This is a genomic window from Pseudoalteromonas 'SMAR', assembly GCF_048515945.1.
Lineage (GTDB): Bacteria > Pseudomonadota > Gammaproteobacteria > Enterobacterales > Alteromonadaceae > Pseudoalteromonas.
Window position 1 is genome coordinate 1 of record NZ_JBLWMW010000029.1, and the last position, 14,259, is coordinate 14,259.

At 41.6% G+C, this 14,259-nt stretch carries 11 protein-coding genes and 1 pseudogene; 10 read left to right on the forward strand and 2 right to left on the reverse strand.

What is annotated here, in order from left to right:
- Positions 1-237: 237 nt before the first annotated feature.
- The 10 genes and pseudogenes from ACNKW2_RS12695 to ACNKW2_RS12740 all read left to right on the forward strand — a co-directional run bounded on the left by ACNKW2_RS12695 (position 238) and on the right by ACNKW2_RS12740 (position 12,705).
- On the forward strand, positions 238-621 hold the full coding sequence (locus ACNKW2_RS12695; protein ID WP_336566326.1) for a response regulator: 384 nt from the start codon (positions 238-240) through the stop codon (positions 619-621).
- Positions 618-1,526 carry an AAA family ATPase gene (locus ACNKW2_RS12700; RefSeq protein WP_419148917.1) on the forward strand — a complete coding sequence of 303 codons (909 nt, stop codon included), beginning with the start codon at positions 618-620 and terminating at the stop codon, positions 1,524-1,526. Before ACNKW2_RS12695 ends, ACNKW2_RS12700 begins: the two co-directional genes overlap by 4 nt.
- A gap of 2 nt (positions 1,527-1,528) precedes the next feature.
- Positions 1,529-2,473: a DUF58 domain-containing protein gene (locus tag ACNKW2_RS12705; RefSeq protein ID WP_419148918.1), complete on the forward strand. Its 945-nt coding sequence runs from the start codon at positions 1,529-1,531 to the stop codon at positions 2,471-2,473.
- Complete coding sequence (locus tag ACNKW2_RS12710) at positions 2,463-4,406, forward strand: transglutaminase TgpA family protein (protein ID WP_419148919.1); 1,944 nt, start codon at positions 2,463-2,465, stop codon at positions 4,404-4,406. Before ACNKW2_RS12705 ends, ACNKW2_RS12710 begins: the two co-directional genes overlap by 11 nt.
- A gap of 1 nt (position 4,407) precedes the next feature.
- Positions 4,408-5,736 (forward strand): Na+/H+ antiporter family protein, encoded by a 1,329-nt coding sequence (locus tag ACNKW2_RS12715; RefSeq protein ID WP_419148920.1) that lies wholly within the window; start codon positions 4,408-4,410, stop codon positions 5,734-5,736.
- Between the two features lie 122 nt (positions 5,737-5,858).
- A pseudogene (locus tag ACNKW2_RS12720) lies at positions 5,859-7,055 on the forward strand (IS4 family transposase); the annotation flags it as partial.
- A 260-nt stretch (positions 7,056-7,315) separates the two neighbouring features.
- Complete coding sequence (locus ACNKW2_RS12725) at positions 7,316-9,220, forward strand: GGDEF/EAL domain-containing response regulator (protein ID WP_419148921.1); 1,905 nt, start codon at positions 7,316-7,318, stop codon at positions 9,218-9,220.
- Complete coding sequence (locus ACNKW2_RS12730; RefSeq protein ID WP_419148922.1) at positions 9,210-10,331, forward strand: response regulator; 1,122 nt, start codon at positions 9,210-9,212, stop codon at positions 10,329-10,331. Before ACNKW2_RS12725 ends, ACNKW2_RS12730 begins: the two co-directional genes overlap by 11 nt.
- Positions 10,303-11,289 carry a response regulator gene (locus ACNKW2_RS12735; RefSeq protein WP_419148923.1) on the forward strand — a complete coding sequence of 329 codons (987 nt, stop codon included), beginning with the start codon at positions 10,303-10,305 and terminating at the stop codon, positions 11,287-11,289. The genes ACNKW2_RS12730 and ACNKW2_RS12735 overlap by 29 nt, the downstream gene beginning before the upstream one ends.
- A gap of 328 nt (positions 11,290-11,617) precedes the next feature.
- A protein-coding gene (locus ACNKW2_RS12740) for an IS3 family transposase (RefSeq protein WP_419148924.1) occupies positions 11,618-12,705 on the forward strand; the annotation gives its coding sequence in 2 pieces (ribosomal slippage) (positions 11,618-11,879 and positions 11,879-12,705; 1,089 coding nt in all).
- Positions 12,706-12,738: 33 nt separating this feature from the next.
- On the opposite strand, the gene tnpA is transcribed toward ACNKW2_RS12740, so the two are convergent.
- Positions 12,739-13,041, reverse strand: coding sequence for an IS66 family insertion sequence element accessory protein TnpA (gene tnpA, locus ACNKW2_RS12745; RefSeq protein WP_419148925.1), 303 nt, complete (start codon positions 13,039-13,041; stop codon positions 12,739-12,741).
- A gap of 501 nt (positions 13,042-13,542) precedes the next feature.
- The gene (locus ACNKW2_RS12750; protein ID WP_419148926.1) at positions 13,543-14,121 is read right to left on the reverse strand and encodes a hypothetical protein; all 579 of its coding nucleotides are present in this window, start codon (positions 14,119-14,121) and stop codon (positions 13,543-13,545) included.
- Positions 14,122-14,259: the final 138 nt, after the last annotated feature.

The window sequence follows — 14,259 nt, forward strand, 5'->3', positions numbered from 1 at the left end:
CCCCGCCTTTGTTATTTTGCGGGGCTTTCTCTCAACATAACACTAAAGTCATTATAGGAGGTTAAGTGTGTTTCTATATTGAGTCGGTTTTGCTCTCTTGTAATGCAGTAATAATCATAATAATGTCCAATACTAGACGGTATCGGACATAACAATGATATTTCCACTATTTTATATTGAGCTATGCATTGGCTTTTTATAGTATGTGATTGAATTTCTCAATTGAAGTATCGGCATATGGAATTTGTAAGACCTTTAGAACCAATCTTAATTATCGACGACGCGGTTGAAGTTAGAGATTTCTTAAGCCAAATTTTGGAAAACTTGGGCTTTGAGGAAGTATATGGCTGCGAAGATTTTGAGTCAGCAAAACCTTTGTTAAAAAACAAACAGCCTAGTGTGGTATTTTTAGACATTGAACTACCTGACACCGACGGCACTGAAATTCTCTCATACATCAACGAGCACTTCTCTGCAGCCCACGTGGTTATGTGCTCGGGTCACAACAGCATGGAAAATGTACAAAACACTTGGGAGCTAGGTGCTAAAGGCTTTATTGCTAAACCTTTTAATGCTCATAAAGTCGATTCAGTGATGAAGCGCTTAGAGCTGGTCACATGAATGGTGATTTGAACAAAGTTATCTCAGCGCTCTCTGAGGTTATATTAGAAAAACCTGAGCAAATTAAACTCGCTCTTTGTAGTTTACTGTGCCGTGGTCATCTATTAATTGAAGACTTGCCTGGTATGGGCAAAACCACTTTGTCACATTCACTGGCCAACGTACTTGGCTTAAGTTATCGCCGAGTTCAATTTACCAGTGATTTATTGCCGTCAGACATAACTGGTACGGCAATCTATAATCGCCAAGAACAGAGTTTTGAGTTCCACCCTGGGCCCATTTTTAGCCAGGTTTTATTAGCGGACGAAATTAACCGAGCTAGTCCCAAAACACAATCTGCGCTGCTAGAAGCCATGGAAGAACACCAAGTCACGGTTGATGGTGTAAGTCATAAGCTCCCTAGCCCATTCTTTGTTATTGCCACCCAAAATCCACAACATCAATCTGGCACGCACCCGTTGCCGGAGTCGCAACTGGATCGCTTCTTTATGCGCATCAGTCTCGGTTACCCTTCACTGCAAGCAGAAACACAATTAATCAAGTCGGCGAATAAAAACCGCCGCACACAACAGGAACTCAGCACAGTCATTGATGCAGAGCGCTTGGCAAGGTACCAAGATGAGCTCAACACCATAACCATCAGTGACAGTATTATCGAATATATTCTGCGTCTAGTGAGCCTCACTCGTAATACGCAACAATTTAGCGACCCCTTGTCGCCCCGTGCAAGCATCGCATTGGCGGCGGCGAGTAAAGCCTATGCTTTTATTAGTGGTCGAGATTTTGTGTTACCCGATGATGTCCAAGCTGTGTTCACTCCGGTTTGCGCGCACCGCTTAGGTGTCGACAGTCGTAACGGCGAACAAGTGATGGAGCAAGTCCTACAGCAGGTCTCGGTACATTAATAATGCTTTCTCACCTGCGTGCACAGTTGACGCAATGGATCCAACAGCGTCATAAAGCTTCTGAGCTTGAGTTGTCTCATCAGAATATTTATATTCTGCCGTCAAAAGACGGGGTCTTTTTTATTGCGGTTGCCACATTAAATTTTGTTTTAGGTATTAATTATCAAAACAATTTAATATTAGCCGTATCCTATATGATGGCGATAATGATGACAGCCGCCCTATTTATGGGCTTTTTTAATCTATACAAAAGAAATGTCCGATACGTATCAGCGCTCGCCAATTTCTATCCTTATCCAGCAATGCTGTCACTGGAAATCACTGGACCTAAAGCAATTCAATCTTTGCGAGTACAAACTCAATATGAAGAACAGCCGCACTGCTTCGATGAGGTTTCCAGTAGCGAAGTAATTGAGCTTAACATTGCCGGTCTCACTCGTGGTCATTACCCAATTAACGCCATCACCCTTTGCAGTTACTTTCCTTTTGGTTTAGTAAAAACTTGGTCTTATCTTTGTCCTGATGACGCGTTTTATATTTACCCAGAACCGAGTGCTACGCCTTTAACTACTAATCAATACGGGCAACAACAGAATGAAAAATCGCAACCACCAAATAGCTCAGAATCAAGCCCTGAATTTGATCACCTTAAAGAGTATCAAAATGGCATGAGCCTAAGTCGAGTCGCCTGGAAGCAGTACGCTAAAAGCGACAAAATGATGATTAAACACAGCCAAGAAAGCTCAGCTGACCCCAGTAAGTTAGTCTTTGACTATAGTCGGCTCTCTGGCAATAAGGAAGAAAGGTTAAGCCAGCTATGCCGCTTGATTGTTGATGCTGAAAAGCGCCAACAGCCCTATGCGTTATATTTACAGCAACACCGCTTTGCTTTTGGCCAAGGCTCAGAACATAAAAAGCTGTGTCTGGAGGCGTTAAGTGAATTTTAAGCCGCCGATTTGGTATTACAGCACGACCTTCTTTTTATGGTTGTTAAGCGTGGTGTTAATCGATGATTTTGGGATTGGGTTTATAGCCCTGTGCAGTGCTTTTTTATTGTGGCAAATTGTTCGGCTAGTTGGTAACGCTGCAGTGGTCAGTGTAACGGTTATAAACCTGATCACCCTACTTGGCGCCATTTGTACCGCTGTCCTGATTGGCTTTCAAAACAGTGTTTCTATGTTTGTTGCGTTAATGCTAATCGCCTCGATGTTAAAGCAGCTCCATGCAACGCAAAAACAGCAGTTTAGCCAAGTTTGCATCCTCAACTTTTTTACCTATCCATGCTTATTCTTGTTCACTCAAAGTATATTTGCTGCCGTGTTGGTGCTGATATTATTGGTGGTTAATCTGGCCATCATGGTGAGTTTGGAGCAGAAAATACGAGTAAGAACCGCGTTAAGCGCTAGCAGTCGTGGATTACTGCTCACGCTCCCGGTGGTGGTATTAATGGTGGTGTTTATGCCTAAATTACCAGCTTTTTGGCAATTACCATCACCCCAAAATAAAGCCAAAACCGGGCTATCAGAGAACGTCGACCCATTTAACATTGCCGAGTTATCACGCTCCAGCGAATTGGTGTTTAGAGCTTCTTTTGATGATCCTACTCAGCAGGGACCCTTCTATTGGCGCGCCATGATCCATGATACCTACGATGGTCAACAGTGGCAGTTATCTGAATTTCAAGGTCGTGTTAGTCGTGCGCAGACGTTGCCCCAAGGCAATAACGCCACCATAGTCGCCCAGCCTAGTCATTTGCCCTGGATGTATGCTCTTGGTTACGCTAAATCTAGCAGTGATAAACTTAATAACGGCGTCTTTGGTACTGTGTTTTTAAAAGAACTCACCACCAAGCCAATAGAATATCACATTCAATACAGCAACTTTAATGCTAAAACACGCTTGAGCGATTGGTTTTTGCGACGTAATACTGGCCTTCCTAAAACTGATAACAAACAGACACAACAGTTGGCACTGGAGTGGCAACAGCGCTCACAAACAGTATCAGAGTTTATTGTTTTAATGCGCCAGTTTTTCCAACAACAAGGCTTTAATTACACCTTAACCCCTACAGTGATTAATCGAGATGATCGTATTGATGCCTTTTTGTTCGAAACCCAAAACGGGTTTTGCGGGCATTATGCTTCCGCTGCGGCTTTTATGTTACGCAGTGCCGGCTACCCTGCCCGTCTGGTTTCGGGCTATTTAGGTGGTGAGAAAAACTCAGAACAAGGTTATTACAGTGTTTACCAATACGATGCTCACGCTTGGGTCGAATACTTTTTGCCAGGACAAGGTTGGCAGCGCCTCGACCCCACGGCTTGGGTGTCACCTGAGCGAATGAATGGTAGCCTCTCGCAATTACAGTCAGTATCAACCGAGTTCCAATCGGCAGTCGGCTACAGTCTTATTGGCTTATCCAATTTGCCCGTGGTTAATTGGTTACGGGTGAAACTCGAAGAGTTAGACTACCACTGGACGATGACGGTCATTAACTTCGACCGCGACAAACAACAATCTCTTTTTCAGAGTTGGTTTGGCAAGCACGGTCAATTGTGGGCAGGTACCTTAGTGTTAGTGGTGGTAATGCTGTTAAGTGTGGCGGCATTTTACCTTAGCAAACGTTTAATTCGACCAAAACAGGCTATCGAACTACGTTGCTACAATGCTATATTAGCTGGCGTCAATGATAGCCACTCCAGCCACCCCCCTAAGCAAGTGCTGGCCACCATTGCAACTCGGCAACCGGAATTAAAACAGGCCGTGGATCACTTTTATGAACTGTTTGAAAAGGCACAATATCGTCAAAATGAACTATCTGAGGCGGAATCTAAATCCATACAGCAACTTACTAAGCAAATAATAAAAAAGGCAAAAGAATAATATGAATGCAGTTATTTTGGGTGTATTGCTCATGTTGGGGTTAACCCTGGTTAGGATCAATGTAATTGTTGCCATGACTGTCAGTGCCATGGCTGCAGGCTTGGTCGCTGGGCTTGATTTAAAAACCACATTGAATGCCTTTAATGATGGCCTTTCTGGTGGTGCTGAAATTGCCTTAAGTTATGCCATGTTAGGTGGCTTTGCAGTGGCCATATCTAAGTCAGGTCTAACACAAATATTGGCGCATAAACTCCTTGGTATCGTCAATGCCAATGACAGTGACGGTTCCACTTATCTCAGTATGTTTATTATGCTGATTATCTTAAGCTGCTCTATTGCGTCGCAAAACTTAATTCCCGTGCATATTGCCTTTATACCCATTTTGATCCCCCCCTTATTAGTTGTTCTTAATAAACTCACTATTGATAGGCGCGCCATCGCTTGTATTTTAACTTTTGGTTTGGCAACCAGCTACATGGTCCTTCCCTATGGCTTTGGCGGCATTTATTTATATTCTATTTTGCACAAAAACTTGGTTGAAAATGGTCTCGAGCTCATAAAATATAATGTTCCCATGGCTATGATGATCCCGGCATCCGGTATGCTATTAGGGTTACTGATCGCGGTATTTATTAGCTACCGTAAAAAAAGAAACTACCAAGACAGCAAAACCCTCGCCCAAAATACCCACGCTGTCCCCACTGGCAGTGAAGCCAAAAAAGTGATGGTAGTGGGTAGTGCAGCAGTTGTCGCGTCACTGGTCGCGCAAAATATTAGCGGCTCGATGATTTTAGGCGGACTGGTTGGCGTGATGATTTTTAGTTTATTTGGCATCGTCAAGTGGGAACAGAATTCAGATGTGTTCAGTAAAGGCGTTGCCATGATGGCAATGATTGGTTTTATTATGATTTCGGCACAAGGCTTTGCGGCAGTAATGAAAGCCACCGGGGATGTTACCAGTTTAGTTGCCAGCTGCGCAGAAATTGTAGGGGAAAATAAACCATTAGCAGCTGCTATGATTTTATTAGTGGGACTATTAATCACCATGGGAATAGGTAGTTCGTTTTCCACCGTGCCGATTATAGCAACCTTGTTTGTTCCGCTTTCTTTGGAAGTTGGCTTTTCTGCCATGGCCACTGCAGCCTTAGTTGGCACGGCTGGTGCTCTAGGGGATGCAGGCTCCCCTGCTTCTGATTCCACACTGGGGCCAACTGCAGGTTTGAACGCCGATGGTCAGCATGATCATATTTGGGACTCAGTGGTGCCAACCTTTTTGCACTTTAATATTCCACTGCTTTGTTTTGGTTGGATAGCCGCAATGGTACTGTAAAGGATAAGTAATGGGGAGCAATTTGCTCTAATGCCGATCAGTTAAGACTTTAATCGGCGGATCAGTTGAATGATCCTCTCCATATGTAAAAATCCGATAGACCCTGTTTATCGGATTTTTTTATGCACGTATCTCAAGCCCTCAACATCATTAACAGTTACAAACCAAATCAAGTTGAAACACTCGCGGACCTTTTGCCCATTGAACTTATCAATAGTGCTTACGAACTCACTGATACGGTCACTCTAAGAAAGCGAAAGCTCACTTTAGAGTCGATGGCATGGCTACTGGTTGGAATGGCAATTTATAACGATAAGTCCATGGCTGACATTGTAAATATGCTCGATATTGTCGATCGCACAGGCAAGCCATTTGTGGCTCCAAGCGCATTAACACAGCGAAGAAAAAACCTCGGAGAGTCTGCCGCTAAAGCGCTTTTTGAGTGCACACAAAACCATTGGTTTAAGCAGGCTAATTTACCAAACTGGAACGGCCTCACTCTTCTGGGTGTTGATGGTGTTGTATGGCGAACTGAGGATTCAAAAGACAACGCTGAAGCGTTTGCAAAGCCTACCAACCGTGACGGTACAGAAACACAGTACCCACAGGTACGCATGGTATGCCAGATGGAACTGAGTAGCCATTTAATCACTGGAAGTGCTTTTGACTGTTACACAGTGAATGAAATGAAGCTGGCAGAGCAACTGATAGAAACCACACCAGATATCAGCTTAACCCTTTTCGATAAAGGCTTTTACTCCCTTGGCCTACTTCAAGCGTGGAGCTCGAAAGGCATAAATCGACATTGGCTTATCCCAATGAGAAAAGGACTCAATTATGAAGTTGTTCAGTCCTTCGGTCGTCAAGATAAACTAATAAAACTGAAGAGTAACCCGCAAGCACGTAAGAAGTGGCCAGAGCTAGGGCAAGAAGTCGTTGTGCGTTTAATTACGAGAGTTAAAGATGGTAAACAATACAATGTCCTCACCTCAATGCTTGACCCAATGCTCTACCCAAAGTCAGATATCGTAGACTTATACGGATATCGCTGGGAAATTGAACTTGGCTATCGTGAGCAAAAGCAGTACATGCTTGGTAACCGGCTCACTCTAAGAAGTCGACTCCCTGAACTAGTGAGACAGGAGCTTTGGGGAATACTACTGACCTATAACTTGGTCAGGTATCAAATGGTGCAGATGTGTAATACTTTAAATGGAGACTACTTGCCGTATCAACTTAGCTTCAATGGGGCGTTGGCTCATATCATGCGCCTAATAGTAACGCTCCCTTTTTTATTGCCGCTTACTCCTGCTCGACAGACGTTACACACATTTGGCAAACTAAAAATCTCGACTAAACTGAAGAGGTAACGGTTGGGCATAAGTTTATTAAGCAATTATCGCTTACCAACGCTTTGAAAAAATTAATTATTCGTTTTTAAAATTTGCTTTATGAAGTCATGAGTTTTTATGTAAAGTCGTAAAGTAGAATATTGATTTCGAGAACTGAAACCATGGCGGCGTCATTAGCTATATTTCGATTGCTATAAATTGAATGTCCACTATTCAACGGAGTAACTATGACCAAGCAGATCATGCTGGTTGATGATGAGTTAGATATACTAAAATCATTAAAACGCACCTTAAAAATAAAAAACTATGATGTCATCACCGTTTCTGATCCCTCTCAGGCGATAAAAGTTGTCGAGCAAACGCCACCAAGCGTGGTTATTACCGACTTTAGAATGCCGAAGATAAATGGCCAGCAATTGATTGAGGCGCTAAAAAAAATTGAGTCAAATATTCAGTGTATGGTGTTAAGTGGTCAAGCCGACTACGAAGACATGAAAGCCTTGCTTAATGCCAACAACACCTTTCGCTTTATCTCGAAACCATGGAGCAGTGATGAACTATACCAAGCTGTTGAGGATGCGTTAGAAAGCCACAAAAAAAATGTTATTAAGCAACAAGTACTGCAAACCAACCCTGCGCCCATTGTTGAAGTGGATGAATTTGGCAATATTATCGACTGCAACCTAGCCTATACCGAGCTTGTTGCAGCCGAAAAACAGCGTGGCAATCTCCATCAACTTTTTGTATTTGAACAAGCCGTTGAACTCAATAACTTTGGCGATAAACGAGTTGCTACCCTAGCTTCAACTGGAACCTTATGTCAGCTGGAATTGAAATTGATTGCCAATAACTCTTACCTGTTCATTATTAAAACACTAACGCCAGTTAGTAACGAATTTGAGGGATTCTATCGCACTAAGCAACAGTTTTTAGACACCATTGAATACCAACCCAAATCAGTCGTCATTTGTCTCAAAATTAGAGATTTACTGGTGAAAAACCTAATCTCTAACATGCCCAGCTGGAATGATGGCTTTGCCTCTATGGTTGACCATAAAAAACTAAAGCAACACGGTGAATATACACTATTGGAAATTGGCTCTGATCAAGGGGTTTTCTTCCTTAATTCAGTCATTAATGAACTGGCTGTTCACAAATTCCTCGATACCTTAACCCACTTGATTAGTGTATTTTTTAACCGTAAAGGTGTCCAGGTTAAATTTTCGGCTTCTTACACCACAGTAAAATGTGAGCAAGAATTGTCGGCACTTATTGATAATTTAGTGATATACAATCAATTCGTAAGCGAGTCAAAAACTGACTTTTATATGCAGTACTCGCACTCATTGTTATCAGAAAAGCTCAATGAACACAAAGTGTCTGAAGCGCTGTACAGCGCTGTTGAAAATGATGAGTTCTTTTTATTGTTTCAGCCGAAGCTAGATTTAAAAAAGCAATCTATTAGTAGCTGTGAAGCCTTGATCCGCTGGCGTAATAAAACCATTGACATGACCTCCCCTGCCTATTTTATTCCCATTGCCGAGAAGGATGGTCATATTATAAAAATAGGTGACTGGGTGTTAGATATGGCATGCAAAACAATAGCAAAATGGCAGCAACAAGACATTCCGGTGACAAAATTGGCCGTGAATATTTCTGCGCAACAATTGTCTCAGCCAGGTTTTACCTCAAGCATAATAACGGTCCTAGAAAAGCACAACATCGAAGCAAAACATATTGAGCTTGAGATAACAGAAAGTGATGTGCTTGAAGACATTCATCAAGCAAGAGAAAAGTTACTTGAACTCAAATTATTGGGGTTATACATCGCAGTTGATGATTTTGGTACTGGTTATTCCTCTCTTTCTAATATTGCCAAATTACCAGTGGATATTATTAAAATAGACAGAAGTTTAATCGATGATATTGCTGGGGATAAATCTGCCCGTGACTTGGTACAAAATGTCATTCGCTTAGTACATGGGCTAGATATGAAAGTGGTCGCTGAAGGGGTCGAAAACGTTGAACAGTTGGAAGTATTGGATGAACTTGGCTGCGATTTAGTTCAAGGCTACCTAATTGGTCGGCCAGTAACAGATGACGAACTGGGGCATTTTGTTTATGAATTCTGAGCCACTAATCATAGCCATTATCGATGACGATGAACTGATGCTGAGGTCATTAGTGCGATATTTTAAGGTTAGTGTACCAGACGCGCAAATTAACACCTTTTCATCACCTGTAGAGTTCATTAAAGAGTTAAGCCGCTTTGTGCGGTTAGATCTTGTGGTTACAGACTATTTAATGCCTAAAGTAAATGGCTTAGAGTTAATAGAACAAACCAGGCAACATTTTAAAAATACACTAAGTGTCCTTTTAACCGGTGACACCAGCGGACAAATATTAACACCAAGCTCATTAGCAACCACTTTTATCATTGCTAAGCCTTTTAAAAAGTCCGATTTAGACGAAGTGTTAATTGCAGCAGACCGTTTAAGCACACTGAAGTTACCAAAAGAACTGGAATTGGCGTTAATTGATACGTTTATTATTAATGACTTTCCTTTATTGCTTAATAAGCTAGATGATGTTGACTTGGATTTTAAAAAACTCACTAAGCTGCTAGAAAAAGAGCTGGTGATCCAAGCGAAGTTATTTCACCTATGTAATACGGCTTATGTGGGCTTGTCGACCAAAAAATACTCATTAGAAACGGCGATAAAAACCCTAGGCATTGATCTAGTATCCGCGATTATTACCGCCACATGTTTTCAGTCCATGGTAACGGCTCATTATACTATCCATGATTGTGAGCAGCGGATAGAAAACAACTTTAAAAAAGTAAAATTGCTCAAAGAAATAGTAAATCGCACACCTGCTATGGAAGTGAACAAAGAGCAGATGGTGTTTATCGAGTCACTGTTATTTTTAGGGGAGTTGGGAGAAGAAATAGCAAATATATGTGGCTTTAGGGAGCTGCAAAACTACGCTGAAAAATTAAAAATAAGTGTTTTTATTGCAACTCACATTGGTTACGAAGCTAATCTAATTAGTACGTTAGGATTAATGTATGACACCTTTTGTGCAGGCCTTCCAGATAACAATGAGTCGGTGCGCTTGTTGCTGTTAGTAGACACGGTCGATAATAAACAACTACACGCCGATATCATTACTACCCATTTTCAAGATTCTCCTGCTTGGTTGGAACACTTTTATGAGCTTAGACAAAACTACTTTGCCTAAACACACTGTGCTCGTTGTCGATGACGAACCCGCTATTTTAAGTGCGTTGCGCCGAGTATTACGTCTGCCTGGTGTCGATGTCGAGTGCTTTGATTCACCACATGATGCACTTAGCTACCTCCAAAAACATACGGTGCAAGTGGTACTGTCGGATTTTAGAATGCCTAAGATGAATGGGGCTGAGTTTTTATCCCGAGCGAAGTCGATTCAACCTGGCATTATTGCCATTGTACTCAGTGGCTATACCGATTCCGATATGTTGATAGCCATGATTAATAACAACACCGCGGATAAGTTTATTTGTAAACCATGGGAAAATCAGGCACTTATTACCGAGGTTACAGCGGCATTGGACGCATCTAATGCCAACTACTTCAATGACCTAGTGAAAACCAAGTTACAAAGTAACAATGCACCGCGGATCCTGATTGATGATGAAGGCAACATACTCAAACATAACTTACCTAATCATATTACAACGGCGCTGATCTCACAGTTTGCAGCATGCTTTGCTGGCAATGGCAGCTACACCTCTCCCATTGGCGAGTTACAATGTGAAATTCTTCATAACAGCAGTGATGAAACCTACTTAATAGAAATAAACAAGCAACACTCAGCAGAAAATGAACTCAACATCTTGCAGCTGTTTTCGCAGTTGTTAATTAGCTTTACGATTAATTCAGAGCCCTATTTTTACATACTTGATAAGACCATCCTAGATAACAAAGCAGCGATTGAACAAGCAAATTTAGCTTCTTTTAGACACATTACCTTGCTTGAATGTATTAATAGTTATTATGTCTTAGTGCTTGATCCTATCAGTGCAGAGCAATTACCACGTAAAGCGGTTGAGTTAGAAATACAGCTTGAAAAAAACCTTACCACCGCCCTACCTGAGCCAATTCACTTTGAGGTTTTTAAACTCGATAGCTTTGTAAACAAAAATGCCTTTCAATGAGTCACCTCTATAGGTTATTTTTTTGGTTTTTGTTCATATATATGTATGATGTGTTCTGCTGGGTGAGATAATAAAGGAGCAATTTGCTATACCAACTCGGTTAATTAATTGGTCTATTTCAAGCAAGAAAATTCTGTCGATAACACCGCTCTCGCGTCCTTCTACCGCCCAGGTACCTACATTCGTATAGGCAAGGCGAAAATCTTGCTAATTAGTTGTTCTAAATAAGAAATTTTTAAACCAGTTAGCATCGACTTGTAATCTCCCCGGTAAATCGGAGCAGTTATTAGTAGAAAAATTACGCTAAACTAAAGTGAAGGAGTTTTCTATGCGTAAATCACGATACACAGACAGTCAGATCCTAGCAATATTGAAGCAGAACGAGAATGGTGTGGCAATTCCAGACCTTTGCCGTGAACACGGCATGAGCTCTGCTCAATTTTATAAATGGCGCGCCAAGTTTGGTGGCATGGACGCATCCATGATGAAACGCCTTAAAGAGCTTGAGGAGGAAAATAAACGCCTCAATAAAATGTATGCCGAAGAGCGCATCAAAGCTGATATCCGCAAGGAAGCTCTTGAGGGAAAGCTGTAAAGCCATCTCAACGTAAAGAGATGGCGCGTACTGCCATTGAGCGCCATGATATCAGTATTCGCTTAGCCTGTGTAAGCTTGGGGATTAGCGAAAGCTGCTATCATTATCAGTGTAAATTCAGCGATGAGAATGCTGTTATCGCAGATTGGCCGTTGCGTCTGACACAGGCTCATAAGCGCTTGGGATTCGGCTTATGCTTTTATCACTTGCGCAACGTGAAGCGTTTACCGTGGAATCATAAACGGGTATATCGCATTTATCGCGAGCTTGAGCTTAACTTACGGATTAAACCGAAACGACGCATCAAACGGGACAAACCAGACGCATTGAGCGTACCAATAGCCAAAAATCAGGTCTGGTCGATTTATTTTATGTCAGACAGTTTAACGGATGGTCGTTCGTTGAGAACATTTAATGTGCTTGATGATTACAATCGCGAAGGTTTAACCATTGAAGTAGATTTATCATTGCCTAGCGCACGTGTCATTAGAGCGTTAGAGCAGGTTATCGAGTGGCGCGGAAAACCCGCAGCACTTCGGTGCGACAACGGTCCGGAATATATTTCGGCTGAGTTAACGGGTTGGGCTGAAAAGCAGAAAATAACGCTTTTGCATATCCAGCCTGGTAAGCCAACTCAAAATGCTCATATCGAACGTTTTAACCGAACAGCTCGTCACGAATGGCTGGATTTACACATGTTTGATAGCGTTGAGCAGGGACAAAAACTTGCTACTGAGTGGCTTTGGATTTATAACAACGAAAGGCCGAATACGGCTATTGGCGGTATCCCGCCCAAATATTTAACGCAAGCGGTTCATTAATTCTACGAATAACTGCTACTTAAAATGGGGGGATTACACCAGCGCCTTGATTAAATTAGCCAGCCAGATAGCGTCTGTGGTTGTAGGCAACTCCAGTTTACTTTTTTTACATGAGAGGAATATTGAGCTTTTCGTTGTGGGTGGTTTCACCACGTCAGTCTTCGCAGTAACAAATTCGCTGCGCGTGGCTTGATTTGCTTCTAATTTGGCTCGTCGGTCATAAAATGTTGTGACGCTTAGGTGATGCTCCTGACAAAAGGCTCGGACAGATAAGCCACTTTGTGAGTGCTGCTCAATCAGTTGCTGCCACTGCTCAGCGGTTCTATGTTTAGGCATGTTTTACTCCACGGTTAATTGGAGTTTAAAGCTACCTTTGCAAAATCGCGGTTACTAGGTGTGGTTTAACGGACGGACACGCATCTTCTTGTGTATAGCCTTGGTCAACTACAAGCTGAGCTGTTTCTAATTTGATTGCCGCAGAATAAGTTGCGCGTTTTAATTTCGTCATTTTCTCACCCAAATCCGTATGCTTAATAGTGCCATTAAAGGGGAAGTGGACAATAGCATAACATTTCTTTCTTAATGGGTGGCCAAATTAACTATGCCACTACAATGTAAGAAGCATGCGAGTTACCTCTTTGTTTGTTATGATTAAAGATTCAGCACCTTCATCAAAACCAGTAACTCATAATTTTTCAAGAAGCTATGTCAAATCTGGTCGAAGCTAATTCATTTAGCTGTCTGTGAATGTTAAACAGCGTCTGTTGATAACCCTGTGAGCCTTTGTCTCGTTGCGGAATGAGCGCTGGCTAAAGCAGCGCTCATTTGTATTGTTTATTAGTTATTCCACATTGAATCTATAACGCTCATCCATTTATTGTTTGGTATATCGCATTCAAGGCTATAAATATATGTGCCACTGAACGTAGGAAACCCACCTTCCATGTAATACCCATACCCTCTATTATTTTCAATCTTTAGTTCTAATGACCTTGGAGTAAAACGGCTTAATGATTTAAAACTCATTGAGTTGGGGAAAATGCGCAAGGACGTTCCACTTCTTATGTTGTCACCCTCGTTTTCATAATCTATTAATTTGCCTCTTGTTGTTTCTTCATTTGCAATTATTGTTTTATTCCTTTTGACATACCACCTATTTGTATCAGTTTGCAGTACCCAGTCGCCTCTATCATTTCCTTTAAATTTGAAATTAAGAGTGTATTTTTTGCTTCTTAAGTCTTCGAGTGACGCACCAAATTTATCTTTACTATCAGCATTCTCTCCATATCTATAGTGATCCAAGATTCGACAAGAGAACCTATATTCAGAATACCCCAGACTTTCTGCAGTATACCCTACCTTTAAAAACGCAAAATAAATGAAAATCATAAGAATGATATTCTTGTTTAATTTCATAAGAGATTCCTTCACGAACTTTATTTTATGATCTGTAGGTTCTTTTTAATAGATGCAACGTTGGCATTATTCATTCCGGAGCGAGAGCAATCCTGAATGGTTATAATCTTATTAATTTATTTGACCAACGCCTTACAT

Bases quoted from the DNA above. Each gene is read 5' to 3' on its own strand.
- ACNKW2_RS12695 (WP_336566326.1), top strand. From the start codon at position 238: ATGGAATTTGTAAGACCTTTAGAACCAATCTTAATTATCGACGACGCG.
- ACNKW2_RS12700 (WP_419148917.1), top strand. From the start codon at position 618: ATGAATGGTGATTTGAACAAAGTTATCTCAGCGCTCTCTGAGGTTATA.
- ACNKW2_RS12705 (WP_419148918.1), top strand. From the start codon at position 1,529: ATGCTTTCTCACCTGCGTGCACAGTTGACGCAATGGATCCAACAGCGT.
- ACNKW2_RS12715 (WP_419148920.1), top strand. From the start codon at position 4,408: ATGAATGCAGTTATTTTGGGTGTATTGCTCATGTTGGGGTTAACCCTG.
- ACNKW2_RS12725 (WP_419148921.1), top strand. From the start codon at position 7,316: ATGACCAAGCAGATCATGCTGGTTGATGATGAGTTAGATATACTAAAA.
- ACNKW2_RS12730 (WP_419148922.1), top strand. From the start codon at position 9,210: ATGAATTCTGAGCCACTAATCATAGCCATTATCGATGACGATGAACTG.
- ACNKW2_RS12735 (WP_419148923.1), top strand. From the start codon at position 10,303: ATGAGCTTAGACAAAACTACTTTGCCTAAACACACTGTGCTCGTTGTC.
- tnpA (WP_419148925.1), bottom strand. From the start codon at position 13,041: ATGCCTAAACATAGAACCGCTGAGCAGTGGCAGCAACTGATTGAGCAG.
- ACNKW2_RS12750 (WP_419148926.1), bottom strand. From the start codon at position 14,121: ATGAAATTAAACAAGAATATCATTCTTATGATTTTCATTTATTTTGCG.